The 25,675-nt window shown below is 58.0% G+C and carries 18 protein-coding genes and 3 pseudogenes; 6 read left to right on the forward strand and 15 right to left on the reverse strand.

Features of this window, described 5'->3' with window-relative positions:
• Positions 1-2: 2 nt before the first annotated feature.
• The 4 genes from ACVWYQ_RS16310 to ACVWYQ_RS16325 form a co-directional block, all read right to left on the reverse strand.
• On the reverse strand, positions 3-1,154 hold the full coding sequence (locus tag ACVWYQ_RS16310; protein WP_456725955.1) for a hypothetical protein: 1,152 nt from the start codon (positions 1,152-1,154) through the stop codon (positions 3-5).
• A gap of 46 nt (positions 1,155-1,200) precedes the next feature.
• Positions 1,201-2,547: an MFS transporter gene (locus ACVWYQ_RS16315; protein WP_456725956.1), complete on the reverse strand. Its 1,347-nt coding sequence runs from the start codon at positions 2,545-2,547 to the stop codon at positions 1,201-1,203.
• A 286-nt stretch (positions 2,548-2,833) separates the two neighbouring features.
• Positions 2,834-3,616 (reverse strand): enoyl-CoA hydratase/isomerase family protein, encoded by a 783-nt coding sequence (locus ACVWYQ_RS16320; protein WP_456725957.1) that lies wholly within the window; start codon positions 3,614-3,616, stop codon positions 2,834-2,836.
• A 13-nt stretch (positions 3,617-3,629) separates the two neighbouring features.
• On the reverse strand, positions 3,630-5,222 hold the full coding sequence (locus tag ACVWYQ_RS16325) for an acyl CoA:acetate/3-ketoacid CoA transferase (protein ID WP_456725958.1): 1,593 nt from the start codon (positions 5,220-5,222) through the stop codon (positions 3,630-3,632).
• Positions 5,223-5,527: 305 nt separating this feature from the next.
• Between ACVWYQ_RS16325 and ACVWYQ_RS16330 the strand changes: the two genes are divergently transcribed.
• From ACVWYQ_RS16330 to ACVWYQ_RS16345, 4 genes and pseudogenes are all read left to right on the forward strand, one after another.
• Positions 5,528-6,577, forward strand: coding sequence for a LacI family DNA-binding transcriptional regulator (locus ACVWYQ_RS16330; protein ID WP_157287413.1), 1,050 nt, complete (start codon positions 5,528-5,530; stop codon positions 6,575-6,577).
• A 348-nt stretch (positions 6,578-6,925) separates the two neighbouring features.
• On the forward strand, positions 6,926-7,855 hold the full coding sequence (locus ACVWYQ_RS16335) for a dihydrodipicolinate synthase family protein (RefSeq protein ID WP_456725959.1): 930 nt from the start codon (positions 6,926-6,928) through the stop codon (positions 7,853-7,855).
• 92 nt (positions 7,856-7,947) lie between these two features.
• Positions 7,948-8,474 (forward strand): annotated as a pseudogene (locus ACVWYQ_RS16340) (aldehyde dehydrogenase family protein); the annotation flags it as partial.
• A gap of 144 nt (positions 8,475-8,618) precedes the next feature.
• A complete protein-coding gene (locus ACVWYQ_RS16345) occupies positions 8,619-9,638 on the forward strand; it encodes a LacI family DNA-binding transcriptional regulator (protein ID WP_456725960.1) in 1,020 nt (339 codons plus the stop codon).
• Positions 9,639-9,806: 168 nt separating this feature from the next.
• Here ACVWYQ_RS16345 and ACVWYQ_RS16350 read toward each other — a convergent pair whose 3' ends face one another.
• The 7 genes from ACVWYQ_RS16350 to ACVWYQ_RS16380 all read right to left on the reverse strand — a co-directional run bounded on the left by ACVWYQ_RS16350 (position 9,807) and on the right by ACVWYQ_RS16380 (position 17,829).
• Complete coding sequence (locus ACVWYQ_RS16350; protein WP_456725961.1) at positions 9,807-10,115, reverse strand: group II intron maturase-specific domain-containing protein; 309 nt, start codon at positions 10,113-10,115, stop codon at positions 9,807-9,809.
• On the reverse strand, positions 10,100-11,182 hold the full coding sequence (gene ltrA / locus ACVWYQ_RS16355; protein ID WP_456725962.1) for a group II intron reverse transcriptase/maturase: 1,083 nt from the start codon (positions 11,180-11,182) through the stop codon (positions 10,100-10,102). Before ltrA ends, ACVWYQ_RS16350 begins: the two co-directional genes overlap by 16 nt.
• Before the next feature lie 666 nt (positions 11,183-11,848).
• Positions 11,849-12,502 carry a hypothetical protein gene (locus ACVWYQ_RS16360; protein ID WP_456725963.1) on the reverse strand — a complete coding sequence of 218 codons (654 nt, stop codon included), beginning with the start codon at positions 12,500-12,502 and terminating at the stop codon, positions 11,849-11,851.
• Positions 12,499-13,113 carry a c-type cytochrome gene (locus ACVWYQ_RS16365; protein ID WP_456725964.1) on the reverse strand — a complete coding sequence of 205 codons (615 nt, stop codon included), beginning with the start codon at positions 13,111-13,113 and terminating at the stop codon, positions 12,499-12,501. The genes ACVWYQ_RS16360 and ACVWYQ_RS16365 overlap by 4 nt, the downstream gene beginning before the upstream one ends.
• Before the next feature lie 63 nt (positions 13,114-13,176).
• The gene (locus tag ACVWYQ_RS16370; RefSeq protein WP_338122878.1) at positions 13,177-14,964 is read right to left on the reverse strand and encodes a PQQ-dependent dehydrogenase, methanol/ethanol family; all 1,788 of its coding nucleotides are present in this window, start codon (positions 14,962-14,964) and stop codon (positions 13,177-13,179) included.
• Between the two features lie 88 nt (positions 14,965-15,052).
• Complete coding sequence (locus tag ACVWYQ_RS16375; protein ID WP_456725965.1) at positions 15,053-17,374, reverse strand: molybdopterin cofactor-binding domain-containing protein; 2,322 nt, start codon at positions 17,372-17,374, stop codon at positions 15,053-15,055.
• A 2-nt stretch (positions 17,375-17,376) separates the two neighbouring features.
• Positions 17,377-17,829: a (2Fe-2S)-binding protein gene (locus ACVWYQ_RS16380; RefSeq protein WP_456725966.1), complete on the reverse strand. Its 453-nt coding sequence runs from the start codon at positions 17,827-17,829 to the stop codon at positions 17,377-17,379.
• Positions 17,830-18,887: 1,058 nt separating this feature from the next.
• Between ACVWYQ_RS16380 and ACVWYQ_RS16385 the strand changes: the two are divergent.
• Positions 18,888-19,908 (forward strand): annotated as a pseudogene (locus tag ACVWYQ_RS16385) (IS5 family transposase).
• 84 nt (positions 19,909-19,992) lie between these two features.
• A pseudogene (locus tag ACVWYQ_RS16390) lies at positions 19,993-20,209 on the forward strand (hypothetical protein).
• A 211-nt stretch (positions 20,210-20,420) separates the two neighbouring features.
• Here ACVWYQ_RS16390 and ACVWYQ_RS16395 read toward each other — a convergent pair.
• The 4 genes from ACVWYQ_RS16395 to ACVWYQ_RS16410 all read right to left on the reverse strand — a co-directional run bounded on the left by ACVWYQ_RS16395 (position 20,421) and on the right by ACVWYQ_RS16410 (position 25,126).
• A complete protein-coding gene (locus ACVWYQ_RS16395) occupies positions 20,421-20,843 on the reverse strand; it encodes a transposase (protein ID WP_456725967.1) in 423 nt (140 codons plus the stop codon).
• Positions 20,844-20,940: 97 nt separating this feature from the next.
• Positions 20,941-21,723 carry an IS701 family transposase gene (locus ACVWYQ_RS16400; protein WP_456725968.1) on the reverse strand — a complete coding sequence of 261 codons (783 nt, stop codon included), beginning with the start codon at positions 21,721-21,723 and terminating at the stop codon, positions 20,941-20,943.
• Between the two features lie 84 nt (positions 21,724-21,807).
• Positions 21,808-22,533, reverse strand: coding sequence for an FkbM family methyltransferase (locus ACVWYQ_RS16405; RefSeq protein ID WP_456725969.1), 726 nt, complete (start codon positions 22,531-22,533; stop codon positions 21,808-21,810).
• An 865-nt stretch (positions 22,534-23,398) separates the two neighbouring features.
• Positions 23,399-25,126, reverse strand: a complete 1,728-nt coding sequence (locus tag ACVWYQ_RS16410; protein ID WP_456725970.1) for an outer membrane beta-barrel protein — start codon at positions 25,124-25,126, stop codon at positions 23,399-23,401.
• Positions 25,127-25,675 lie beyond the last annotated feature (549 nt).

The raw sequence follows: 25,675 nt of genomic DNA on the forward strand, positions 1-25,675 counted from the left end.
TACTAGATCCGGCCCATAGGAACGAGACCGGTAAGGGTTCCAAGAGACTCAAACAGGAAGTAGCTAGCGAAAATTAGTTCTGCGTCTGGCGCCGTGTCGATATCGCGTGCGGAGGCATTTCGGGTGAAGCATCCGCCAGTGAGCATTCCAAGCGGGCGCTGGTCGGCGGGGCCGATTGGCGTCAGATATCGCGACGCCAACTCGGCCACGGTACGTTCTGCGAAGTCCTGGTACTTGGCACCATCAACCGGTCCGAGTGCGGACGCAAGTCGCAAGGATGCTGCCGCTGCGATAGCGGTCGCCGCAGTATCCCTGCTGGTAGCCGGAATCGCCGGGTCATCGAAGTCCCAGTACGCAACGAGGTCCGCGGGAACGTGGTGGATCCACCAGTCCAGTACGCGCACGGCATATTGGCGCCACAAAGCCTGCTTTGGACGAACCATGGCAGCGTGAGCGGTATAGAGCATCGCCCATCCCTGCGCTCGTCCCCAAGTGCTAACATCACTATATCCCTTATGCGTATGCGTTCTCAGCACCTTCCCTGTTTGCGGGTCTAGCGTTGAGGATTGGATCACCGAATTATCTGGGCGCACATGGATTTCCAATACCTTCCGCATATGTGCGTTGGCCACCTCTTCCATCCGCGAGTCATTCAGTTGGTCCGCGGCCCAGTAAAGCAGCCCGGTGGCCTGAAGGGAGTCGATGCTGCTTTCGGCGATACCCACCGCGCTGGCCTCCTCAGCATCCTGGCCTAGCGGGATCAAGCCCAGTTTCGGGTCGAACATCAGCTCCAGAGACCTAGCTACCCTGAGCGCGGCATCACGGGCCGTTTCATCACCAAAAAGGATACTTCCAAGCGCCGCACCGTGGTAGAAGCCGAAGCCCTTGAAGGCCGTCCGGCGCTCGGCGCGAGGCAGCATCCTGGCCAGCGCAGCATGCGCGTCAGATATCGGGAAGCGTAGCGGATCGGCCAAATGGGCGAGCCAAAGTTGGCCGACGAACGCTCCGCCGGTCCAATCACCATCGGACGTGAACGTCCATTTTCCATCTCCGCTTCGGGCCCAATGCGGCAGGCCCGATGTGGAAGCATCCCGCGTTTGCGCTATGCGCACCAACATCCGCTCGCATGCGGATAAGAAATCGCTTCTCGACATAGTTTCTCCCAAGAAAGCTCTCGCGCTCCGCGGAGCAGCTAACACATCACTCGCCGATGTAGACGTGGCCTCGCTTTTTCGCGACGTGATAAATAGCAACGCTCAGCACCGCGACCACCGATCCGTAGACGGGAAACATCCAGGCCATCTGCGCATGCTGCAACCACACCAGCAAATAGGGTGATGTTCCGCCAAACAGCGACACCCCGAGCGCATACCCGACAGCGATACCGGTCGTACGCACCGCCCGTGGCATCAGCGTCGTTGCGATGAAGTTGTAGAGCGCCATGTTGAAGCCGACGATTGCGCCGCCAAACACCATCACGAAGAAGAACGTGGAAATACTCTTCTCGGAATAGGCCAACGTGAGGAAGAAGCACGCGACGAGCAGCAGCCGCAGCAGCGTGAATGCGCGTGAGGGTCTGATCTTGTCTGCAAAGGCGCCCACCAAGGGCGCTGTGACGATCCAGATCAGGCCCATGAGAGTCGTGATCCCGTACACCCAGGTGCTGTTCTCCTTGAACACCCCGTTGGCAAGGTTTGGCAAACCTGCATTCCAGGCATAGTTCGCGATCTGCACCGCTCCGACGACCAGGATGATAGCGAGCAGCGAAAGCCGTACGCTCCAGAGCGTCTTCCACACGTCGCCTGTGGTCTCCTGAGTTCGCGACAGTTCATCGCGATGCATGGCGTGCTTGATCAAGGTCTCCGGCAGTTTGCTACGCAAATAGATGATCAGCAAGCCGAGTGCTCCGCCGAAGGCAAAGGGCAGCCGCCAAGCCCATCCGTGCATTGTTTCGGGAGCTACAGAGGCACTCACGAGAAAGGCGACCAAGCTGGATGCGAAGACGCCGAGCTGGATAAATGTGCCACTGATCAGCCCAAGATACTGTCCCTCTTTGCCCGGCGGGGCAAGTTCGATCGCAATCGAGTTCGCAACGCCAGCTTCAGCGCCGGTGGCGAGCCCTTGGATGAGCCGGACGAGCAGCAATATCACCGCCGCTGCCACACCAAGCTCGCTATAGCCAGGCAGGACGGAAATGAGCAGCGAGCACAAGGCCATTGCGGTGATGGAGATCATCATCACCCGCTTATGGCTGACGCGGTCGGCAATAGGACCGAGTACCGCAGCTCCCACAGGTCGCGCGAAGAAGCCGGCGCCGTATACGGCAAGTGCGGCGAGCAGCGAGGTCGTGGGATCACTGGAAGGAAAGAAGAGTGGCGACAGAAAAGACGCCATCATTCCGTAGACGGTCCAGTCGTACCACTCCAGGGCTACGCCACCCCCCAGGGCAATGGTCATGCTCCGAGTAGCAACCTGTTTTTCACGTGACGCACCCGGCGCCACGGCTTGCTGCGCGGCTGAAGCGATGGGCTCAACGATACTGGTCATTCCTTCCCTCCGTTTTGTTGAAAACGTTTACATTTCGGCACAAGCAGCGCCGTGAAGTGCTGCCGCGCGGCCAGCTGCTGAGTCATGGGCGATCTGAGTACTGCCCGTGCGTCAGCGTCTAGTGAATGGCGGCGGCCCATTCGACGAAGGCAGCCATGCTCTCCTTTTGATCATCGGTGGTGAACACAAGTCGGATTGCGAGCCGCTCGATAGCCAAGCCTCCCGACAGCAAAGTTTCGCAACAGGCGCTTCGACGGTGATGAGAAACTCGGGAACGTGGTTCAGATTATTCCTTGCGAACAACTTCGGCGCCGGCGGTCTTCTTCGGGAGAAAGCGTTGCAGACTCGTTCGTGCGGTCTCATGGAGGATGTCCTGAGCGAAGTAGCGATTGGCCAAGTCGTCCATCACTTCTGCTCTCGCGGTCACCGATGTTGAAAAGAATTGTTTCGTGGTCAGCACCGCGTGAGCCGGCATTGCCGCGAGGTTTTTGGCGTAATGAAGCGCCACCTCGCGAGCAGTTTCCGTTGGAAGCGACAGGATGTCAGCCAGCCCCAACCTGTGAGCCTCCACGCCGTCGATCGCGGTCGGGCTCCAGCTCAAGGAGCGAGCTGCAAACGGTCCAACGCGTGCAGCTAAAGTATCCAGCCCGAAGCCCGGCAACCAGCCTAGTGAAACCTCCGGCAAATGCCAGCGCGTTACTGGAGCTGTTACGACAACGTCGCACGAGGCTGCGAGCATGAAGCCGCCGCCCAAGGCAAACCCATCAACAGCACAGACGACAGGCTTTCTGACAAGAGCGAGAGAGCGTACAAACGCGCCCAGTCGGCGATTGAGGTCGAAGGTGTCGTTGATGTCGCTGGCCGAAAAATCCTTTAGGTCTGCACCGGCTGAGAAACCGGGACCGTTTCCGGCGAGCATTATCACATTGACGTCTTTATCGTTGGCCGCCCTATCTACCGTTTCATGCAGATCTTTGAGGATATCTTCACCCAGAGCGTTGCGCCGCTCTGGCCTGTTCATTGCGAGAATCTCGACCTTGTCCACGTAATCTCTTGTAACGAACTTCACGTCGGCCTCTCCTTTACGCCGGTGCGCGAGCGTGGAATCCGGCGGCCAAATTCATTGGCTCATCCTTGAAAATCCTTGCATCCATCAGCTTTAGTTGCGGCGACACGGCTATCTCGAATTCAATGTTAGGCAGCACATGCTTTTCGACCGATATGCCAGGCGCAACTTCGGTTAGCATCAGGCCGCTGGGCGTAAGCTTGAACACGGCTCGCTCGGTAATGAATACGACCTCTTGCTGTCGCTCTTTCGCAAACGCGCCACTGAACGTGATCTGGTAGACGTCCTTCACCCATTTTCTGACCTTTCCCTCATCCGCAATAACGAGAGAACCGCTCTGCGGGAACGCCTTCAATCCCGACGCTGTGAGGGTACCGGAGAACACGACTTTTCGAGCGCCCTGACTGATGTTTATGAACCCGCCAGGACCTATGATCTTGTCGCCGAAGCGGCTCACATTAACGTTGCCGTGCCGATCAACCTCCGCAGAAGACAGGAATGCGATGTCGAGCCCGCCGCCGTCATAAAAATCGAACTGATCCGGTTGCGGCGCTATCATGTCGTAGTTCGTGCCAGCTCCGGCATCCTGTCCGGGGGCAGGGATGCCGCCGATCACCCCCTGCTCTGCCGTCAGTGTGACTGAGCGGTAAATGCCTTCTTCGGCGGCGATGACCGCAATCCCGTTCGAGATACCATAGCCGATGTTGACGGTCGCTCCGGGGGTCAATTCAAGCGCCGCCCGGCGAGCGATTACCTTTCTCACGTCGAACGGCAGAGCGGCGATTTTGCCGTCCGGCACGCGCATTTTTCCCGCATAGGCCGGACTATACTCCGTCGCATAAGTCTGTCGCTGCTTGGGATCGACGACAAGGTAGTCGACCAGGACACCAGGGATTCTTACTTCTCGTTGATTTAGCGTATTGGAGGCGGCGACCCGCTTGACCTGCACAATGACTATTCCACCCGACCGCCGCGTTGCAGCTGCGATCGACATGCTTTCCCCGACATATGCCTCGTCCTCGAGTGAGATATTTCCCTTCTCGTCCGCAATGCTGCCCCTCAGGATCGCGACTTGGATCGGGAAAGTCTTATAGAGCAGGTGCTCTTCTCCCTCGATATCGACGACAGCAACCATGTCCTCTTTGCTGCACTCGCTCTGCCTGCAACCGCCGATGCGAGGATCGGCGAATGTCCGGAGCCCAACTTTCGTGATTACACCGGGGCGCCCAGCCGCGTTTTCACGAGCAAGCTGCGCCAGGACTCCCTGGGGAAGAGTGTATGCTTCAATTTCGTTGGCTAGCGCCCGGCGTCCAAGCGCTGGGCAATTGTTCAAACCGCTCGCCACAACCCGGCGAACCAGCCCGGGGGCCGCCAATTTGTTGAACCCGGTCGTGGCCCAATCACCGATGGCCACTGTACCAACCAGCATCAAGTTCTTAGGCGAACCCTGCTCGGAATGAATGTCACGGAGCGCATCGATGATTAGCTCCGGGATAGCGACCCCGGCTGAACCGCCGAAATAGACGCAATCGCCATCGGAGATCAGTGATACGGCTTGCCTAGCCGTAACAATTGGCACCTCGCCCGTCCGCCTGTTCTTCGCTTGCATACCTTCTCCAATGCCCGAACGCAGACTCATTACGTCTGACCGCCCAAGCTTTGCCTCGCACACAAGGCCGGATGCCGAACGCACCCGCCCGGACGAGCTCGATTTATGAAAAGGTTTACATCAACGACTTTCGTTGCGCAAGAGGAATATTGATGCAATGACGAACTTGGCCTGTTTGGCCCCAACTAACCGGCATTCTCGCTCATTATTTCAGTTCACTCGGTCGCCGTATTATGGTAACGATTTCATACAATGGATGTCACGCGCAGCGTTCAAGGGCTCGCGGCGAGGAAGAAATAGGCTCAATGGCTGTGGAAAAAATCGCTCGTGTGGAGCAAAGGCAATCACCGACCGTGGTGGAGATAGCTAAGCGGGCCGGCTGTTCTATCGCCACAGTTTCCCGAGTGTTGAATCGACCCGAAACCGTCGCGATCGGTTTAAGAGAGCGCATTCTGCGGATCGTTGATGAGCTCGGCTACGTTCCCAACGGATCAGCACGCGCGCTGCGATCCTCGCGCTCCCGGCTGATCGGCTTGATAGTTCCGACACTAGACAGTGCGATTTTCACTCGAATGCTGGAAGGCCTGGAGAGCCGGCTAGCGCCCGCGGGTGCGTCGCTCGTCTACTCTGCAACGGGTTACGATCTCGACCGAGAAATTCGCGTTGTGCGCAATCTCATTGAAAAAGGCGTGGATGGCATTGTTCTCGTGGGCACTTGTCATCGAAAGGAAACCCTCAAGCTGCTGCGCGAACATAAGGTAAGATTTGCCGTCACCTATGCCCTCTCGGAAGATGCTTCGATTCCCAGCATGGGTTTTGACAATCGCAGTGGCGGGGCTCTGGCAGCAAACTACCTTGCAGACCTCGGTCACAAAAATCTTGCAGTCATAGCTGGTGTAACGCGCGAGAACGATCGTGCATCTGGTCGTCTTGAGGGCTTCCTCGCAATGGCTGAACGTCGTGGGATAGACCGCTCCAGCATTATCGTAGTGGAATCGCCGTACGAATTCAGCCGCGGCCGAGCCGCAGCTAAGATCATTCTCAATCAAAATAGAGATGTATCGGCGATATTTTGCGGCAGCGACGTGCTTGCCGTCGGAGCTTTGCGCGGCTGCAGGGATGCAGGACTGCGCGTACCTCAAGACATATCGATGATTGGTTTTGATAATCTCGATATCGCCGAATACCTCACGCCCGGTCTTACGACAGTAGACGTTCCGGCTCGAGTGATGGGCGAACAGGCAGCTAACTACTTTTTGGCAGACCAAAATTCGCTCGACATACATTCCAGAGTGGAGCTCGAAACGCGCTTGATCGTCCGAGAATCAACTGCGCCCGCGCGAGGTCGGCAATGACAAAAGACGCATGCGCATGTTGTCTGGTCGGCAGAAACGGAGACTACGTGCCATTAAGCCCACAGCTCGAAGGACAGTCGTTCGTGGCGCTTCGCAAGCTCCTTATCGGTGTTCGCACCACCCGCGGCCAATTGCGGCCGGACAGCAGGGCTGACACCGGTATTCGCCCAAATATCATAGCCCCCTATCGCCCACAGTAATGCGTGGCGGATTGCTCGGGGCCAATGCTTGACGCCATTTTTCACATACTGCTCAAAAGCCATAGGAACATTCACGATCCCGGATCGATGTGCCCTACACCAGCTGCTCGTCCCAATGCTCCTCATCCGCAAAGAGAGATCTTGACTCATGGAATCCAGAAAAAAGGAGCTCTATCAGGGGCTGTTTCCCGTCGCACCAACGCCATTCACGGACTCTGCCGATCTTGATGTTGAGGGACAACGGCGTGTTTTGGAATGCATGATCGATCAGAAGGTCGACGGAATCTGTATCCTGGCCAACTATTCCGAGCAGTTCCTGTTGTCAGACGAGGAACGCAGATTGCTAGTTGACCTCTGTCTATCACATGTGGCCGGCCGCAAGCCGGTCATGGTGACCTGTAGCCATTTCAGCACTCGTATCGCGGTGGAGCGCGCGCGCTATGCAGCCGAAAGAGGCGCAAGCATTCTCATGCTGATGCCACCTTACCACGGCTCAGGACTCGGGGCTGACGAAGCCCACATGATCGAGCATTTCGCTCGCGTTGCTGATGCGGCTAGAATCCCGATCATGGTTCAGGATGCGCCGCTCAGCGGGGTAACGCTTTCTGTACCTTTTCTCGTGCGGCTAGCCCGAGAGGTGCCGCTCGTTAATTATTTCAAGATCGAAGTTCCTTTTGCTGCAGCGAAGCTGCGAGACTTAATTGACGCTGGAGACGCCGCCGTAGCTGGTCCATTTGACGGAGAAGAAGCCATTACCATGATGGCAGATCTCGAAGCTGGCGCTACCGGGACGATGTCGAGCGCGCTCTGTCCCGATTTGTTGCGGCCAGTTATCGATAATCATAGGGCGGGTCGGAGCGCGGACGCGGCTGCAGCTTATGCAAAAGTGCTGCCGTTGATTAACTACGAGAACCGTCAATGTGGCCTTCGGGCGGCCAAGAGCGTGATGAAGGAAGGGAACGTCATCAGATGTGACGCTGTGCGGCATCCCTTGGCTCAAATTCATCCCAAAACGAAAGCCGGGCTGATCGAGCTTGCACGCGGGGTCAACCCGTTAGCCCTCTGCTGGGGACGCTGAGTCGCTCTGCTGAAGTCACTTACTCTGTGACATGATCTGCAAGGCGGACGCTTATGCACATACACTATTGAATCCGAGTTTAAAGCTTATCGATGACAAAGAACTATATTGCCGGCGAGTGGCTTGCTGCGGCCGAGGCCTGTCCGAACATCAACCCGTCGAACACCAACGACGTTGTAGGCGAGTATGCCCTCGCCTCAGCCACCGAGACCGAGCGCGCAATTGCCGCCGCTTCTGATGCTTTTCCCGCTTGGTCGCACTCCACCATTCAGGCTCGGCACGACATCCTAAAGGCGGTTGGCGATGAGATCCAAGCTCGCAAGAACGAGCTCGGCCGGTTGCTCTCCCGTGAGGAGGGAAAGACGTTGCCGGAAGGCATCGGCGAGGTCACGCGCGCCGCACAAATTTTCCAATTCTTCGCCGGCGAGTGCCTCCGCGTGGCGGGCGAGAAGCTGTCATCGGTACGGCCATCTGTGATGTGGAGATCACCCGCGAGCCGGTCGGAGTCATCGGGCTCATCACCCCGTGGTCAATATACCGACGGCCGGCGTGGACTATCCCGTGCCATTCGGCGGCCGCAAAGCCTCAAGTTATGGATCCGGCGAGCAAGGCCGCTATGCGCAGGAATTCTATACAACGGTGAAGACCGCCTACACTTTCGAGGGCAACGGTCCATAGACTCACAAGGACACCTGAAGGAGTAAGCAAGTTAAGCGGCACGTTCCCATTCCGAGTTGACCAAAGTCAGGCCGGAGGCAGGCATTTGAATAGTCCGACGATCAGAGACATTGCGCGAGAAGCGAATGTCGGGACTGCAACCGTCGAGCGGGTTCTCAACGACCGCGGCGGCGTCAGGACCGAGCTAGCTGAAAGAGTCATCAAGGCCGCAAAGAAACTAAAATATGGCGATCGGCGATTGAGGCCTCACAGCGGCATCATTCGGATCGAGGTGCTTGTGGTTCAGCCGCAGGCCGAGATGTTTTATGCGGAGCTGAACGCTACTTTCCAGCGAATTTCTGCCTCGCTGGACCCAACAATCTTGGTACACCGAACGTTTGTTCGCGAGGACGATATCGCCGCCATTGCCCAACATATTGCAAAGCCCCCAATTCGCCGAGCCGGTCTCATCGTTCTGGCTCCAGACCATCCGAAGATTACAGAGAGCATCCGCCAAGTCCGCATGTCGGGCGTGGAAGTTGTGCAGTTACTGACGGGAAGCGCCGGCGAGGATGTGCCCTATATCGGTATTGACAATTATGCGGCGGGACGGACTGCCGCCTACTATATGTCTCACATGCTACAAGGGCGTAGCGGTACCTTCCTCGCCATGTGCCACAGCGGAGCCTACCGGGCACATAGGGAGCGAATAGGCGGTTTCTCCGACTATCTGACCCAGCACACGGATGGCCGTCACCATTTCCGCCTTGTCATTTTCGGACACGACGACAATTTTCTCTCGGCAGAAAGGCTCACGCAAGCGTTGCGGGAGGACAATCGCGTTATCGGACTATATACTGTTGGCGCCGGGAGAGAGGGAATCGCGGCGGCTTTGAATGCGCATCCTGCCAAGGTATTTTGGATCGGCCACGCTCTCAGTCAGGGCACCGCAAAATGTCTCCGGTCCGGTTTGATGGATATCTGCATCGATGGTGCGCCAGAGACCCAGGCGCGCCGCTCGCTAGATACGGTGCTTCGCCGTCTCGGGCTAATCGACGTCGATGTGAGCAATGCTCCTGTTGAGTTTCTCACCATCACCGCACAGAATCTGTCGATCAGCATCTGATCGTTTCGACGACGTGCTCCGCGCGCAAGAGGAAAGGCCGTCGTGCGGCTCGAAGGCTCGCTCGTCGTACACCCCGGCCCGGAGGACAATCGGGATAGGGGGGAGCCTCACAGCTCCGCCCCTCCCACACCACCGGACATACGGGTCCGTATCCGGCGGTTCAGTGGATTATGCGGCTTCAGGTGCCGCGACGGAAGCCAAGCCGAGTGAGCTGAAGAACGCGATTGGCATGGCGATGGTGAGCGCGGGACTGTTCGCGAGCCGCCAAGGGCCATGTGGGCTTCCGGCGGTTCTCGCCGCCCGATCCCGACCGACGCCGCGGCGTCGCAGCTCCGCAAAACGAGTGCTTCCGCGCTTCCATTGTTTCCAGGCGATGGCGCGCAACCGCCGCCTGAGCCATTGATCAAGGTCGCGCAATATCGACGGGGTTTGGCAGAAGCCAAAGTAGCCGCGCCATCCAATCAGATAGACGGACACTCTTTGATAATCTGCGCAAGGCTTCGACCACGCGTGCGCCGTGTCAGCTCCCGAACTTTCGCCTTGAAGCGAGCGAGCGCCTGCGGCGCAATGCGCCGTCGTGGTGCTCGCCCACCGGTGAAGCTAAAGCCCAGGAACTTGCGGACACTCGGTCTGGCGACCGCGCTCTTGGCTTTGTTGATCTTGAGCTTGAGGCGCGTTTCGAGGAACTTCTCGATGCCGACCAGCACCCGTTCGCCAGCCTTCTGACTGCACACATAGATGTTGCAGTCATCGGCGTAGCGTACAAAGTTGTGGCCGCGCTTCTGAAGCTCCTTGTCCAGCACATCCAGCATCAGGTTCGACAACAGCGGCGAGAGCGGACCGCCCTGTGGCATGCCCTCCTCCGTCGAACTGACCAGTCCTCCTTCCATCACACCCGCGTTCAAGAATCCACGGATGAGTTTGAGAAGGCGCTTGTCAGTAACCCGCTTGGCGACCAGCCCCATCAGGATGTCGTGGTTGACCCGGTCGAAGAACTTTTCCAGGTCGATGTCCACGGCGACGGCGTGCCCGGACGCGATATACGCCTGCGCCCGTTCCACCGCCTGATGCGCCGAGCGCCCCGGCCGGAAGCCGAAGCTCGTCTCGGAGAACGTTCCGTCCCAGTCCGCCTGCAGCACCTGCATCATCGCCTGTTGGATGAGGCGATCGAGCACCGTCGGGATGCCGAGCGGCCGCAGGCCGCCTGACGCCTTCGGTATCTCGACCCGCCGCACCGGCTTCGGCTTGTAGGTGCCCTCAAGCAACTGGGCTCGGATTGTGAGCCAGTGCCTCTTCAGGTAGAGACCCAGGTTCTCGACAGTCATCCCATCGATCCCGGGCGCTCCCTTGTTGCGCTTCACTTGCGCCAACGCTTTCTTCAGATTCTCACGCTCGACAACTGCTTCCATCGACGATCCTGCGACCGCCGGGCGTTCGAGGCTGGCCTTCGCCGCGCTTGCTTCGGTCTCTCGGACGGCGGCGCCTTGGGCTTCACCCTCCGCTCCGGTGCCCGAGTTCAGTTTGATCTGATTCTTCTGCCGCATGGCGTGCGCGAGATTACCGCTCTAATGACCACTTCCACCGTTCAGGCCTTCGGCGGCGCGCTGCCGCCTACTATGCCCTCTGCTGACTTCTGCTCTGTGATCAGGCCGCCTTACGGCGGCCTCAGTCCCGTTACCGGGACACAGCGCAGACCTCCCGAGGTAAGATCGACCGCCTTCTCCGCACACCCGCCGGATTTACCACCCCGACCCTTGATGGCCCTGGACTTCGCGATCATTCGCTCGCTCGTCCGGTCGGGTAGGCCTCGTTATCCGGTTCTTGTCCATCGGGCCGCGGATTTGCTCCACGCTTTCTTCAGACCCCATCTTGCGACGACGCCCTTGCGCTTCACTAACCCTTCGCCACCATCAGGCTGGGTAGAGGACTTCCACCTCCAAGCTGTCGTTCATACTCGGCACACAAAAAGAGGCCGCTGCTGGTCTGGCCAACAGCGGCTAGGTGCAGGGAGGAAGCAGACAAGGCCGGTCTGCCAGCGGATCGTTGCGATCGGACGCGATACGCTCCCGGGTCGGCGCCTCATAAGCGACCGGTAATAGCTCCGATGCTGGCTCACGACCTCCGCTCATCACTCCACCGCAAAGTCTTGGTCTGACGGAGGTGCCGCAGATCGCCCGATACATTTAACCTCGTTCCTTCGAATCCTTGCGTCATGGGTCTATCGTCTGTTCGATGATGAATCGGGTGACATTGACAAAGTCTGACAGAGGCTGCCCGGCACGGCGATAGACTTCCCGATCTAAAGCCAGGCGACGACGGCCTGCCCGCTTCTCGCAGTGCTCCTTGATAAGCAACCCGCCCACCGGAGCTTCTCCTTCGAGAGGCTCCGCCTCTCGGCAACTCCACCCGGCCTCCCCATATCGAGCTTTCACTATGAGTGCCAACAAGTATGCTTTCTTACGCCAGAAGGGACGTGCGTTCGGATCCGTGTCGATCCGAATACCTTGCAAGGCACCCCCACTGTCCACCAATCCCGTCAGCAGCACGGGATGACCACCGAGCTTCGTACCCTGATACTTATCGCTCAGCGCCGCCAGTGGATTGAGGTCGTCATTGAAGCGAAACGAGAGATTGTGCAGACCCTTTTGATCAGCGGGACACGCTTGGAAGTCGTTCCAGCCAGCCAGCTTGGCCCCTTCTTTGTCGGCGCACCTAAGGTTAATATACTCTTCAGGGGGAATGCTGGCGACCGACATCCCAAGACTGAGGTCGCGCAAATCGGCCGCCTCGTCCGCTTTAACGTCGCCGCTAGCGAATGACAGAAGCAACAGTGGCAGCAGCCAGATCGATGATGTTCGGGTCATCGCTTCTTTTCCGCTTCGATCGCCTGCGAGTTGATCGATATGTTCTTGTAGACTTCGCAGGCCCTCGAGCTGTCTCCGTAGAAGTCAATGCAGTCTTGATAGCTTGTCGGCCCCTTGCCCTTGATATGCTTCAGAACATAGTCAACGACCTTTTCGATCTCCATCGGCCGGAGAAACGTAGCTGCATCCGGAGGCAGATCCTTGCCGATATCGTCAGCCGAGATGCCCGAATAGCACCGGTAGTCCTTGTAGGCCTCACGATCAAAACGCGGCATTCCCGTTCCTGGCCGCCCACAATGGACGACCTCGACGATTTCATCGCGGGTGAGCTGTGTTGCTCGCAACGAGAGCGCTGCGCCACCATAACCGCCGCCTCCGTCGCCGTGCCATTTGTGGCAGCCGACGCAGTTTGCCTTTTCGTAGATGCGCTGCCCTTCATCGAGCGCACGGTGCGCTCCGTTGATAACGGGCCCCGGTACGGGTGTGCCGCCTTCGCCCAGCGCCAATTCTGGTAGCGCGAGAAACGCCCAGCCACCTGCCATCAAGCCAATTACGCCAAGGCGCAGCGCGCCATGGGCCCTTTGATTCACGCGCACAACTGTCAATTCCATTCGTTCCTCGAACTATCGACGAAGTAGGGCGCGCTGGGGCGCCCCACTTCGCCACGGGGCGGATCACAATGCGAAAACGTACAGCGTGGAGCCTGGCGGGACCTTCTCCAAGCCCTTTGTAGAATCGAGGTTCCACTTGTCCCAGGCGCCGCCCAGCCCTACGAGAATCGCGATGTATTGTTTGCCGTCGACCGAGAACGTCATGGGGGGCGCGTTGACGCCGCCGCCCGTGTTGAACTCCCACAACTTGTTGAGAGTCTTGGCATCGAGAGCGTAGAGCTCTCCGGAGGGATGGCCGGCGAATATCAGCTCTGGTGTTGCAAGAAGCCCGCCCAGCATTGGATACTTGGTCTCATATTTGCCCGTGACATTACCTGTTGTCGCGTCGATAGCGGTCACGCTTCCTGTTATGGGCATCTTCACCACTGGACCACCTCCTGTGAAAAATTCACGAGCTTTCCAATCACCAGGCTTGGTCTCCTTGTTATCTAACTCGTCACAGCTCTCGATGACCGGGATATACCAGGTCTTCAAGTCCGGATGGTATGCGGTCGGCGGCCAGTTCTTGCCGCCGTTGTGTCCGGGACAAATGGTGACGTGCGTGTTTTTCCGGTTCAGCGTCGCCTGAGGATCGTAGGTCTGCACGCCTTTGCCGGGATCATACTCAATCGGCTTTCCCGTTTCAGGGTTGATGCCCTTGGTCCAGGTGACCTTCTTCACGAACGGGGTGGCCCAAAGGAATGAGCCGTCGGTGCGGTCGAGTGCATAAGCGAAGCCATTGCGGTCCGCTTCAAGGACCACCTGGCGCGTCTTTCCCTTGAACGGGAGGTCGACGAGAACTCTCTCCGCAACACTATCATAATCAAATGGATCATTTGGTGTGTGCTGAAAGTGCCATCTGACCTTGCCAGTGTCTGGATCCAACGCAAGGGTACTATCGGTATAAAGGTTATCGCCTTGACGGTATTCGGAGTCGAAATCCGGCCCGGGATTTCCGACGCCCCAGTAGATCAAGTGAGCTTGCGCATCATACGACCCGGTTACCCAAGTCGATCCCCCACCCGTCTTCCACGCCTCATGACCATCCTTCCAGGTTTCGTTCCCCGGTTCACCCTTTGCTGGAATCGTATAGGTTCGCCACACCTCCTTTTGAGACTTCAGGTCGGTGGCAGCAATCCAACCTCGAATACCGTACTCGGCACCCGCTACACCGGTGATGGCCATGTCCTTGACGACTAAAGGGGCGCCAGTGATCACCTCGCCCTTGTCGGGATCGGCCACTTTACGTTCCCAGGCGACCTTGCCATCGTCCTTATTCGTTACAACCAAACGCCCATCAAGGGTATGGGAGATCACAAAATTGTCCCATAGCGCAGCGCCTCGATTGTTGACGCCGCAACAAGCAATCGCCCCGGCCCAGTCATGGTCGGTCTTCGGGTCCATTTTCCAGACTAGATTTCCGTTTCCGCCGTGCAGATCGATCTTGTAGACGGATCCCCATCCGTCGGTGACATACATGAATCCGTTTTCGACAATCGGAGTTCCTTCGAGACCGCCATGGCTCCAAATGCCGCCACCTTCGATGCCACCCAGTGCCATTGTCCAGGCAACGCGCAGCCCCTTGACGGTATTGCGATTGATTTGGCTCAGCGGTGAGTAACGCTGTGCCGTATAGTCGCGGTGGTGATGCAGCCAGTTGCTCGTTTCCTGGGCCGCATTGAGAAGGCGCTTTTCGGTCGTCTCGTCGGCAGCCGCCGCCGCACTGCCGAGGCCTCCTCCCATCAGGCCAATCCCCACGATCGTGCTGACGATCTCCCATACTCCAGCGCGCGCCCTGCTAACCTTGGACATCCCTTCGCTCCTCTAGTGGCCAACTATTTTTGATGACTGTGCTCGAGCTCAATCGCCGCTCTGCACGATAGATAGTGACGTATAGTCGCTAGACGCGGATCTGATCGCCTGCCGGAAGCGAACGAATGCGTTTGCCCGTCGCGGCGAAGATCGCGTTGCAGAGCGCCGGCAGAAACGGCGGCACTCCCGGCTCCCCGACCCCGCCCGGGGGAACGTCAGAACCATTCGGAACGATATGAACACGTACATTTATCGGTGCATTGTCGATGCGTGCGACCGGATAGCTATCGAAATTACTCTGCTCGGCACGCCCCTTGGCGAAGGAGATCTCGCCGATGAAATTGCTGAGCCCCATGACTGCTGCACCCTCGATCTGGGACCGGATCCGCTCGGGGTTGACGGCAAAACCGCAGTCGATCGCGGTCTCCACGCGTGGGATGATAAGCTTTCCTCGGCCATCCACGCTAACTTCGACAACGGTCGCCACGTACGAGAGGAAGCTGCGGTGCACCGCAATTCCAAGCCCGCTGCCCTTAGGGAGCGGGCTTCCCCAGTTCGCACGCGAAGCCGCCAAGTTCACCACGTTCGCGAGACGTCCCGCATCGATGGGGTAGGTCGAATACGGATCGCCATAATTCCAAAGCGGATCCGTCACCCCGAGTTTCTCTAGCTCAAGCCTTCGTGGGGGTCCGATGATCTCGAGGAGGAAGTCTTTGGGATCTTTCCTCAGGGCTCGCGCGATCTCTGCAATGAAAGATTGCACGGCAAACGCATGAGGTATGTTGTTGACTGACCGAAACCAACCGATCCGGGTCAGCGCTGCCGCTTCACCGGTCTCGACACGCACATTCGGGATGTCCAACGCGACATCTGCAAGCCCTAACCCGAGTTCAACAGCCTGCTCGCGCTTTGGATCAGGCTTGAAATTCGCAAACAAGGTTGGCGCGACAGAACGGTGCCGCCACGCAATCACGTTTCCCGATGAGTCAACGCCTGCGTCCAAACGCGAATAGGTGACAGTATGATAGAAGCTATGATGGAGGTCGTCCTCTCGCGTCCAGGCCACCTTAACCGGCGCGCCATCGAGTGCCTTCGAGAGCAGTACGGCTTCCTGCGCGAAGTCTGATTGGCACTTCCTGCCAAAGCCCCCACCAAGAAGAGTGACATTCACCTTGACCCTTTCAATCGGAAAATCGAGCACCTTGGCGAGTGCTTCGCGCGCGCCAAACGGGGATTGCAACGGTGCCCAGACTTCGCACTCACCATTGCGAATGATCGCTGTCGCAACCAGTGGTTCCATCGATGCTTGAGCCAAGTGTGGCACGTAATATTCGGCCGATAGAATTTTTGACGCTGCGGCGAACGCCCGGTCGAAATCTCCTTGATTGCGCTCGACGCGCCCCGGTCTGTTCGCAACTTCCGCCATCTGCAGTCTATAGGCGGCGGAATCATAGCCGCTATTTTCGCCGGCTTCCCAATCGAGCTTCAGGGCCTCTCGACCCTTTATGGCCGCCCACGTGTTGGTGGCCACCACAGCGATCCCACCAAGAGGTGAGAATGCGGCGGGCGGCTCCCAACTGACCTTAAGCTCAAGCACCTTTTCGACACCTGGAATCTTGAGCGCATCGGTTGCATCGTAGGATTTTATCCTCCCACCAACAACGGGAGGGCGAGCAATCACGGCGTATTTCATGCCGGGCAACCGAACATCATATCCATACTGTGCCCTGCCGATGGTGATGTCGAACAAGTCATAGATTTGAACGTTGCCGTACCCGATATATCGGAAAGCGTCGTCGGATTTGAACTTCAGGGAGTCCACTGGCGGGGTCGCCAAGTCCATCGCGGCGCTTGCGAGTTCGCCGTAACCAAGCTTGCGGCCGGTCTGTCGATGTATCACCTCGTGATTTGTGGCTTGAACCTCCGACAAGGAAACTCCCCATCTTTCTGCCGCTGCATGCTCGAGCATCTGACGCATCGCCGCGCCGACCTGTCTCATCGGCTGGAAGAAGTGACGCATGCTACGAGACCCGTCGGTGTCTTGATTGCCGTAGCGCGGCTCGTCGGCAAGCGCCTGGACTATACGAACCCTCGACCAGTCAGCCTCTAATTCATCTGCCACTACCATCGGAAGTGACGTTCGAATTCCCGTACCCATCTCGGAACGATGGGCCGTAATCGAAACAATTCCCGACGAATCAATCGAGACGAAGACATGCGGGTCGGTGACAACCCCGTGCGGCATCTGGGCGGCGCCGGTTTCGTAGGCGAGACTCGGCTCAAGGCTCGAGATCTCGACGGCGAGAGCGAAGGCAGCCAATCCAGCCGTCGAGCGAAGAAATTGACGGCGGCTAACGTTCTCGATTTTGACGCAAGGAGCGGATGAGGTTCGCAGCGCATTCATGGTCATCGCTAGACCCCTCTCGAGGCTGCGCGCACCGCAGACAGGATGCGCTGGTAGCAACCACATCGACAGATATTTCCCGCCATTGCATCGCTGATTTGCTGATCGGAAGGATTCTTGATCTCAGCGAGGAGTGCGGCCGCCTGCATGATCTGTCCTGCCTGGCAATAGCCGCATTGCGGGACGCGCTCCTCTCGCCATGCCCTCTGAACGGGGTGATTGCCCTCGGCATCCAATCCTTCGATTGTGGTAACCGGTTTCGTAACGTCACCGACGGCCGTGATGCATGACCGGACTGCGACGCCACCCACGTGCACCGTGCAGGCGCCGCACTGAGCAATTCCGCAACCATATTTGGTGCCGGTGAGCCCGATCAGATCGCGAAGCACCCATAGCAGCGGCGTATCCGAGGGCGCGCCGACAGTGTATGATCTCGTGTTTATCGTAAGCTCAACACTCATCGCTAGACCTCCTCCAGATCTTGCTGTTGGTGCTTTGCAAGCCCAGCAAGCGACATTGTGGGCGACAGGTCACGGCGAGCGCACAGCGCCTCCCCGGCTCCAAGACCTGCCGTCTCGCAGCTATTCGCAGCAGTCAATTGGGTGAATAGGGAGCAAGGCTCCTCGCTGGAACATCGATCTGCCCCGCACGGCATTCCGCGTCTGTCGCTGCCCTCCCCATTCCTTGTTTGAGTCGTCTCGCCTCTTCCGAAGATCGAAAGCGCCAGCTTTGGTGATACAGAAGCAGCGGCTTACAATCGCGTTCCGCGCTGATCAAAATCCATCAAAGCAATTGAAGGGGCCGGCGGACAAAGACATCAGACCCCGGGGGAGGCGCTTGGCGCGGTGGTCTTTAAGCGGGTGAGGACGACGGTAAAGGCAAGCGTGCGGATCGGCATCATTGATCCCGCGTGGTGGGGACCAAGGCGCGAAGCCCGGCAACCTCCTTCATCGGAACCTGTAAACCTCGGTCGTGGAGACGATTGCTATCGGGCCGGATCTTGCGCTCAGCAGGGTTGCAACAAGAACCGCCCGTCTTCGGAGTCGCTTGTCAGACCGCCTCATCGGATTAGGCGATAGACAATTTCTTTGCTGACCTTAACGCTGGCCGAAGATCTTTGCAGATTGTCGGCGTCGCGAAGCTTTCTTGACAGCATGAGCGGACGACTGCGTTCGTTGCGCATGCGTAGCCGCTCCTGTGGCGCTAGCCTATCTCGCGCTCGATGGCACACCGCTGATCGATGCCTTTGACCGCGCCGATCGCATCGACGCATTGGCGAGGGCGATCAAGACCGAGATCGAAGCGTCATACTGCGCATGCGCCACTCCCGCAAATTTTCGCGCAACTGTGCTGCGAATTTTCCCAGCCGCAGATTCGTAAATGATCTACGCTGCGATGGAAGTTTCAGAGTGTTGGTGACAGCCGGTTGAGCTAGGCGGCTGCTCTAGCTCGAAAAAGGCGCTCGCCGCCGACCGGCGACCATGATTCATTGGCCTCAGAGGCGATTCGAAGATGGTGCGTGCGCGCCGGCGACAATCGAACAGGGGAGCTGTTTAGCTACGTTGATCTGGAGGCGCGGGCGCGGCGTGATCATCCGCTGCCAGCGATCCGGACCATCGTGAACGAAACGCTGGCGGTGCTGGAGCGCCAGTTTGCCGCGCTCTATTCGCCGATTGGGCGGCCGTCGATTCCACCTGAGAAGCTGCGGGTATCGCTGTTGCCGGCGTTTCATTCGATCCGGTCCGCGCGGCTTCTGATGGAGCGGTTGAGATATGACCCGTTGTTTCGCTGGTTTGCGGAATTGGCATCGACGATACCGCGTCCGACCATTCGGTGTTCTCGAAGAACCGCGACCGGCTGCTGGAGGGCGACATCGCGGCGAAGTTCTTGGCGGCGGTGCGGGCACTGCCAAGGTGAAGAAACTTCTGTCGAGCGATCACTTCTCGGTCGATGGCACGCTGATCGAGACCTGGGCCTCGATGAAGGTCGTCAAGCCCAAGGACGGCTCGGGGGGAGCCGCCGGCGCAAGGCGGCGGGCACAATGGAGGCGGACTTCCACGGCAGAAACGCTCCAGCGACACCCATGCTTCGACTACCGATCCTGATGCCATGCGAAGACGAAGCTGTGCTTCATCGGTCACGGGCTGATGGAGAACCGCCACAGCCTGCTGGTCGACGCCTGCCTGACGCAGGCCGATGGTCCTGCCAAACGATTGGCCGCGCTGCACATGGTCGAGCCCTATGCCGGCCGGCCGACAGCGATCACACTTGGCGTCGACAAAGCTATGACGCAGAAGATTTGTCAACGAGATGCGCTCGATGAATGTGACGCCACATGTTGCGCAGAACGCGAGCCGCCGCAGCGCTACGATTGACCGGCGAACGACCCGGCACGGTCGGTTATGCCGTCAGCCATCCCATCCGCAAGCACATTTAGGAGGCATTTTGGCTGGATCAAAACGATCGCCGGGCACGAGAGGACCAGGTGCCGTGGTCGTGAGCGCGTCGGATGGGCCTTTACCGCCTACAATCTGGTGTGATTGCCCAAACTGATCGCGGAGACCAGCTGATGGCCAAGGCTCGGGTTCGCCAGGGCCTTTGTCGGCCGCTGGCGCATCCTCGTGATGGACAACAGGGACACCGACTTCCTCGACTCAGGGTCAGAGGCAAGTCCGATGGCGAAAGCGCCTTTGGGACCCTGAAGGGCCTTCTCGCAATCCGCGACGGTGCGAAAGACGGTTCGGCCTGTGGGGGTTCCCATGGGAAAAGCACGACGAGAATGCCCCCGCCTGCATTCGCGGATGGGCTATGATCGTCACTGCCGGTCGGCTCACCGGCTAGCTCTACATCCACAGGAGTGGCCACGATTCAGCCTTCGTTTGCGAATGCGGCTGAGTTCTTCAACAGCCTGCTAGTCTTACTGCGTCACAAATTTCGATAGCCACTTTGACTTGAGATTGCCCTGATGCAACAAGGGCATCGAGATAGTGTGACGACGAGAGCCGCGCTCAATCTTCGTCGGACGGTCGCAATCGAATTCGGAACGTGCCGTTCAGGCCGCAATGGCGGATCCCCTCGGCCGATAGCTTTCGGGAATGGCAATTTCCTTGAAGAGCTTGGTGGAGGCTGTTTCTGAGGGGGGAATCGTCTCTCGCTCGGAGACCAGGAACCCGTAGGCGGCAATGCACAATGTTGCGTGGTGGTGGAAGCCACGCCAGCTTCGCCCCTCGAAGTGACCAAGGCCAACCTTCTGTTTGAGTTCGTGGTAGTCGCGCTCGCTGCGCCAGCGCAGCTTGGCAATATCGACGAGCTGACGAAATCCAATGTTGGCCGCAAGCGTTGAAAGCCAATATTTGGTTGGTGCTGCTTCGCCCTCTGGCCATTCGATCAGAAGCCATTCCTCGGGCCGGCTTTCGGCGAGCCAGTAATCTCGATGCGCCGGACGGACGCGCACACGGGCAAAACGCGAACACAACGGTTCTGCCGTACCCTCACGCCACGTGATCTTGTGCCAAGCATGCGCTGGCAGACCGATCGCAAGCTTCTTGACCGAAATCGGTCGGTGTTTGCTATCACGCCGTAGCAGTTTTGGAGCTCGTCCGTTTCCCCGACCATTTCTTCGGGTGGCCGCGGTCCAGTTCCGGGCGCCCATACCGAGGTGGCAAGATGCCGGCCACATAGCTCAGGCCCAATTCGGTAATACTCTCACGCAGAGCGGTGTCGGTGCCGTAACCGGCGTCCATCAGGATCACGCCGCGCGGCAAGCCCTCCGCACAGGCCCAGCGCAAATGATCAAGTGCAATTGCCGGCTTGGTCTTGAAGGTGATCTCCTGGGGAACTCCGGCCTTGCGCCGACGTGTACGGTCCGTCACCCACTCCTTTGGGAGATAGAGCCGATAGGCCACCGGCAAGCTCGCATGATGGTTCGCAAGCGAAAGAGATACGGCCACCTGACAATTGTCTTGCTTGCCCAACTGGCCGCAATATTGCCGCGCAACGCCGACCGAATGCCGCCCCTTCTTGGGAAAGCCCGTATCATCAATGATCCACGCTTCGATCGGCCCGCAGCGTTCGATGCCCGGCAGCACTAACTCACGGACCTTGGCCAACACCTGCCGATCCGACCAGTCACCTTGACCGACAAAATGCAACAACGACTGATGTTGCGCCGCTGTCCGCTCAGGAGCCGTGATCGCCGCCATCGGCTCGACGCTCTTGCGATCGCAAGGCATCATCAGACCGGTGCAGTAATCGCGAAGCGGTTTGGCTCGGCCCACGTGCCCGATCACGCTCGCAAGGCCATCAACATATGCCGAAAACCGCGACGCTACGTCCCGCGATTTTGTCAGACCCATCTCAGCCTCCCCACGCTGAAAAGTGAGTCTTCTCAAATATATGATTCCTGTCGACAAAGGCCGCGACACTCTGACTCAGTAAGACTAGGTCACTCGCTCGAAGATAACGTTGTTATCAGTGATTGCAGCAAGACGATATGATCTGCATTCCATCAGATTGATAATTCGAGCTCTGTTACCCTTCAGAAAATGCTCACTAGGCTCGCACTGAATAATGCTCGGCCTGATGCGCTCGTACTCAATGGCCTTGATGAGATCGTGGTCAAGTCCTTCACAATCGATCGACAAGAAATCGATCTTGTTGGCATAGGCATTCAATAGCTCATTTATACCAACAGCGCTTACCTCGATATGTTCTCGTACGCCTCCCAAGCCGTCGAAATCCCCGAAGCTCTCAATATGCGCTTCATCCACTGAGGAAAGCTCATGCGCGTTTCCGATGATAAGCGTGGCAGACGGCTTCGGCGCAGGCAAGACAACTGATGGCACGAGAATGTCTTTCGGTCGCGCAGTCCTGATCAGTGCACCAAGTTCAGGATTGGGTTCGACCAAAACACCTCGCGCGCCTCTTTGGTACATGAGATACGTGCTCGAGGTAGAAATGGGGTGATTAGCGCCGATCTCGACATAGAACACACTGTCCCAGGTCCTTTGGCTTTTGCAGAGCCTTGCAGCCATGATCCCTTCAACAATCACGTCTTCTCCGCCTTGTGCGTAGCTAAGTGGGGCGAAGTGCTTGATCCGAGAGTTCGGAAGCTTCAGCCTGTCGATCTCGCGGTTTATGCACTGATTTTCACACTCGGACAACATGGGATGGCTCACCCCCTCAACATTATGTGTGATCTTAGGGCACGGCCGCCCAGGAACGGTTTGCCTGGGACGGCTCTCACTGGTCATCGTAGCAATCGGTGTGCCACGAGTAGATGTGATGCCCGCCTGCCTAAAGTGCGTGCTCGACCGAATGTCTCATCGAATGGCAGCCGCTACACTTTGTCCAGTTCGCGACATGCACGCCATCAACCTAACGTCCGCGGTCTGATAAACATCTTGACAGGACGATGTCGTACGCAATGACGATGTCACATGAAAGAGCTCGTCGTTGCGCTTCAAACACTGACATGCAGTTAAGCCCATCTACGAACGCATCTATCACTTGAAGCGTTTTCCGGACATCGGTTGCTCGTACCTTGCGTTCGCACGGCGATCTCCCCACACCGCCGCCGAGATGCGGCATGCTCTGACTAACAGAACCTGTGTGAGCGACGCTGTTCAATCATACAACCGCATCAGGGCGCAGCGACCGAACCTGGAATGGCGTATCCGACCTCAAACACGCTTCAAAGACTCGCACGCGCATCTGGCCTCCTATCCGTTTCATGCCGATAACGTATCGCAAGTACACGCAAGTCTGCCCCAGTTGTTGCATTACAAACTGCGGCAGCAACCAAACAGCTGATTCCGGCGCCATCTACATCAGCGCCGATGGAAATAGCCGAGCAGGGCGCTCGCACTGATTCAAACAAAACTCGCGCAATCGTAAATTGCCCGTGCAGATACCGTGCTGACCGAAGGATCTAAGATGCCGCTGTAGGCAGCCATAGCAATTACCAGATCTTCGCACGCTCGACGTTGGATTCTAGATCAACGTCGAGCGGACGAAGCTGGAGCGCGCAGTTCAGTCAAACTTGTAGGAGGCCTGGAAGAACGTGCCCCATCGCTCCATCCGGTAGTTTGAAGAAAAAGGCCCCTCTGTTACAGGATTGGAGTTCTTCGCCTTGGCTTCGGTCTGGAACAGCTCACTTGGGTCTGGAGTCCACATTGCCCAATAGCGGCCGCCGATGCCAACGCTAACGTTCTTAGTGATAGAGTAGGATAGGACTGCCTCGAGCTGCACACCACCGCCACCACTCCCGCGTTGATCGGCGAAGGTCGTGGGACCGCGCAGCAGATGGTTGTCTCGCCCGCGAAACTCTGTCCATGGCAAGTAAGCAACGTCAGCGCTAATACGCCAGCGATCAAGCAAGGTGGTCTCTGCGCTGATGCCGACGCGCAGCGCATTCCAATCAGTGTCTTGGCTGCCGATTATCCTTCTATCGCCCGCCGCAAGGCAACGTCCATCGTTGGAGGAGGCCGTCTGCACACATCCGATCGAGTCGGACTTCTGGCCGTAGTAGCTCCAGCCCATGAACCCGCCAACCTTGTAAGTGCTGCCGCGCAGGAAATCGTAACCGGCATCGGTGGTGTAATACGTGAACCTTCCGTTGGCCTGCCCGGACAGTGTGTTGCGATAAGTGAGCGAGTGATAAGGAGGCGCAGACATGCCCCAATCTTCATCGTTCATATTTCCATTGTTGAAGCGTCCGAACCCGATATTGCCCTTCAGGAAGATTCCCCAGGGGCTATCCAGCCGTTCGAACAACTCACCGGAAAGCGCATCCAGCCCATGATAGGTGAGCCTTGATATAATATCGGTATTCCCGGCGTCCCATTGAAACCTCCCTCGGCTTAACCACACTCGTGTGCCGCCTTCCAGCGACCACCCGTCAGCAAGTCCACTGCGCGAGGCGCTGACGGTCGGCTTCGTTGTGTATAGCGACCGATCTGACCATCCTGGCGTCCCTGGATGTGCGTCAAAATGGTAGTTCAGTCCAAGCTTTCCGATGTGATAGCTGCTCGATAGGCCGGCGGTGTTGGCGGGGACGGTTTCGAACGGCGGACCTTGTAGGGTCGGAGGAGTCGCAACACTTGGTCCGTTGAATCTCAGGTAATCGTACTCAAGGCTGACGGACCATGCGTTCGTGAGTGCTTGCTCGACGCCTAAGCCGACTGTGCCACCGACACGACCATAGTCGAAATGGGTGGAATTCTGTGTCGCCAAAAATGGGTAAGCGCGCCTAACGAGTTCGCCGTTGCTGGCGATAGTGCCGCTATTGTGCTGCCAGGCCACCCCCCCCTTGAGATAAAAAAGTGTTTTGCCATGCGGGCCGAACGCATACCCAACGCGACCTGTCCCGGTAGCAAACACGTTTGGACCGGCGCTGCAGTTCGCGCTGATGACAGAGCTGGACGCTGCAAGACAGGTGTTTGTACCGTCTGAGACAGCGCGACTAGCATCCAGTTCAACGCCGAAAACCCAGCGCTCGCTCTGCCAGTTATAGCCGATCTGAGCTCCGGCCAGGAACACAGGGGTGTTGACAACGTCCCCATAGAGTGACTGGCCATTGGGGTTGCTGAATGATGTTCGCCCGTAGCCCCCGCCGACGTGCCCGCCGATATATCCTCCGGTCCAGCTCCACACGGCGGGTGGGACCTTTACCCACTGCTTAAGGTCGGCCGAATTGACGGCACTGCCTGTAACGAGCGCAGCTGTTATGACGCCGCAGAAAAGAAGTTGGGATCGCATTTCACCTCACGAACACAGACGCGCGCCACCTTGCAACGACAACCAAATGGTGGACGTTGTTGGCGCCTCTCCACAGCGGTTGCGGTTTGCAGGATCTAGGCCAGCGGACGCAATGCGCGTTCGCTGCGGTTTTCGACCTCGATGTTGTCATCGCAACAAGATTGGTGGATTTTGAAACGGGCCGAGCGTCTGAGGTCGGACACGAAACGCATGCTGCACGCCGGCTCCGGCCGATCGGATAGGTGGTGAATGCTCCGGTGAAGAGCCCTTTCTCTTGCTCCACGCTCCTCGGCTGGACGGCTCGTCGGTCCCCTGACGACAACGGGGAAGCCGATGAGGACGTCCACATCGCTGGCGACGAGCTCGGAGACGGCGACGCAAGGGCGCTCAGGAAGACCGCAGAGTACCTTGCTGTTTCGGGGCCTCGACCCGCAAACGTTCTAGGAGTTGTCAGATGTGCGGTGAGCGGCTCTCCTTCGTGTTTCTCGGACGTCTCTTCTCACACGACGTCGTACTCAATCGGCATGTCTGAGCGAAGGATCGTCGACT

This window comes from Bradyrhizobium sp. USDA 3397, from assembly GCF_054060965.1.

Coding starts and splice junctions, on each gene's coding strand:
- ACVWYQ_RS16375 (WP_456725965.1), bottom strand. CDS start 17,374: ATGACCATGAATGCGCTGCGAACCTCATCCGCTCCTTGCGTCAAAATC.
- ACVWYQ_RS16335 (WP_456725959.1), top strand. CDS start 6,926: ATGGAATCCAGAAAAAAGGAGCTCTATCAGGGGCTGTTTCCCGTCGCA.
- ACVWYQ_RS16405 (WP_456725969.1), bottom strand. CDS start 22,533: ATGTTGTCCGAGTGTGAAAATCAGTGCATAAACCGCGAGATCGACAGG.
- ACVWYQ_RS16370 (WP_338122878.1), bottom strand. CDS start 14,964: ATGTCCAAGGTTAGCAGGGCGCGCGCTGGAGTATGGGAGATCGTCAGC.
- ACVWYQ_RS16310 (WP_456725955.1), bottom strand. CDS start 1,154: ATGTCGAGAAGCGATTTCTTATCCGCATGCGAGCGGATGTTGGTGCGC.
- ACVWYQ_RS16360 (WP_456725963.1), bottom strand. CDS start 12,502: ATGACCCGAACATCATCGATCTGGCTGCTGCCACTGTTGCTTCTGTCA.
- ACVWYQ_RS16325 (WP_456725958.1), bottom strand. CDS start 5,222: ATGCAAGCGAAGAACAGGCGGACGGGCGAGGTGCCAATTGTTACGGCT.
- ltrA (WP_456725962.1), bottom strand. CDS start 11,182: ATGCGGCAGAAGAATCAGATCAAACTGAACTCGGGCACCGGAGCGGAG.
- ACVWYQ_RS16400 (WP_456725968.1), bottom strand. CDS start 21,723: ATGGGTCTGACAAAATCGCGGGACGTAGCGTCGCGGTTTTCGGCATAT.
- ACVWYQ_RS16365 (WP_456725964.1), bottom strand. CDS start 13,113: ATGGAATTGACAGTTGTGCGCGTGAATCAAAGGGCCCATGGCGCGCTG.
- ACVWYQ_RS16410 (WP_456725970.1), bottom strand. CDS start 25,126: ATGCGATCCCAACTTCTTTTCTGCGGCGTCATAACAGCTGCGCTCGTT.
- ACVWYQ_RS16315 (WP_456725956.1), bottom strand. CDS start 2,547: ATGACCAGTATCGTTGAGCCCATCGCTTCAGCCGCGCAGCAAGCCGTG.
- ACVWYQ_RS16330 (WP_157287413.1), top strand. CDS start 5,528: ATGGCTGTGGAAAAAATCGCTCGTGTGGAGCAAAGGCAATCACCGACC.
- ACVWYQ_RS16380 (WP_456725966.1), bottom strand. CDS start 17,829: ATGAGTGTTGAGCTTACGATAAACACGAGATCATACACTGTCGGCGCG.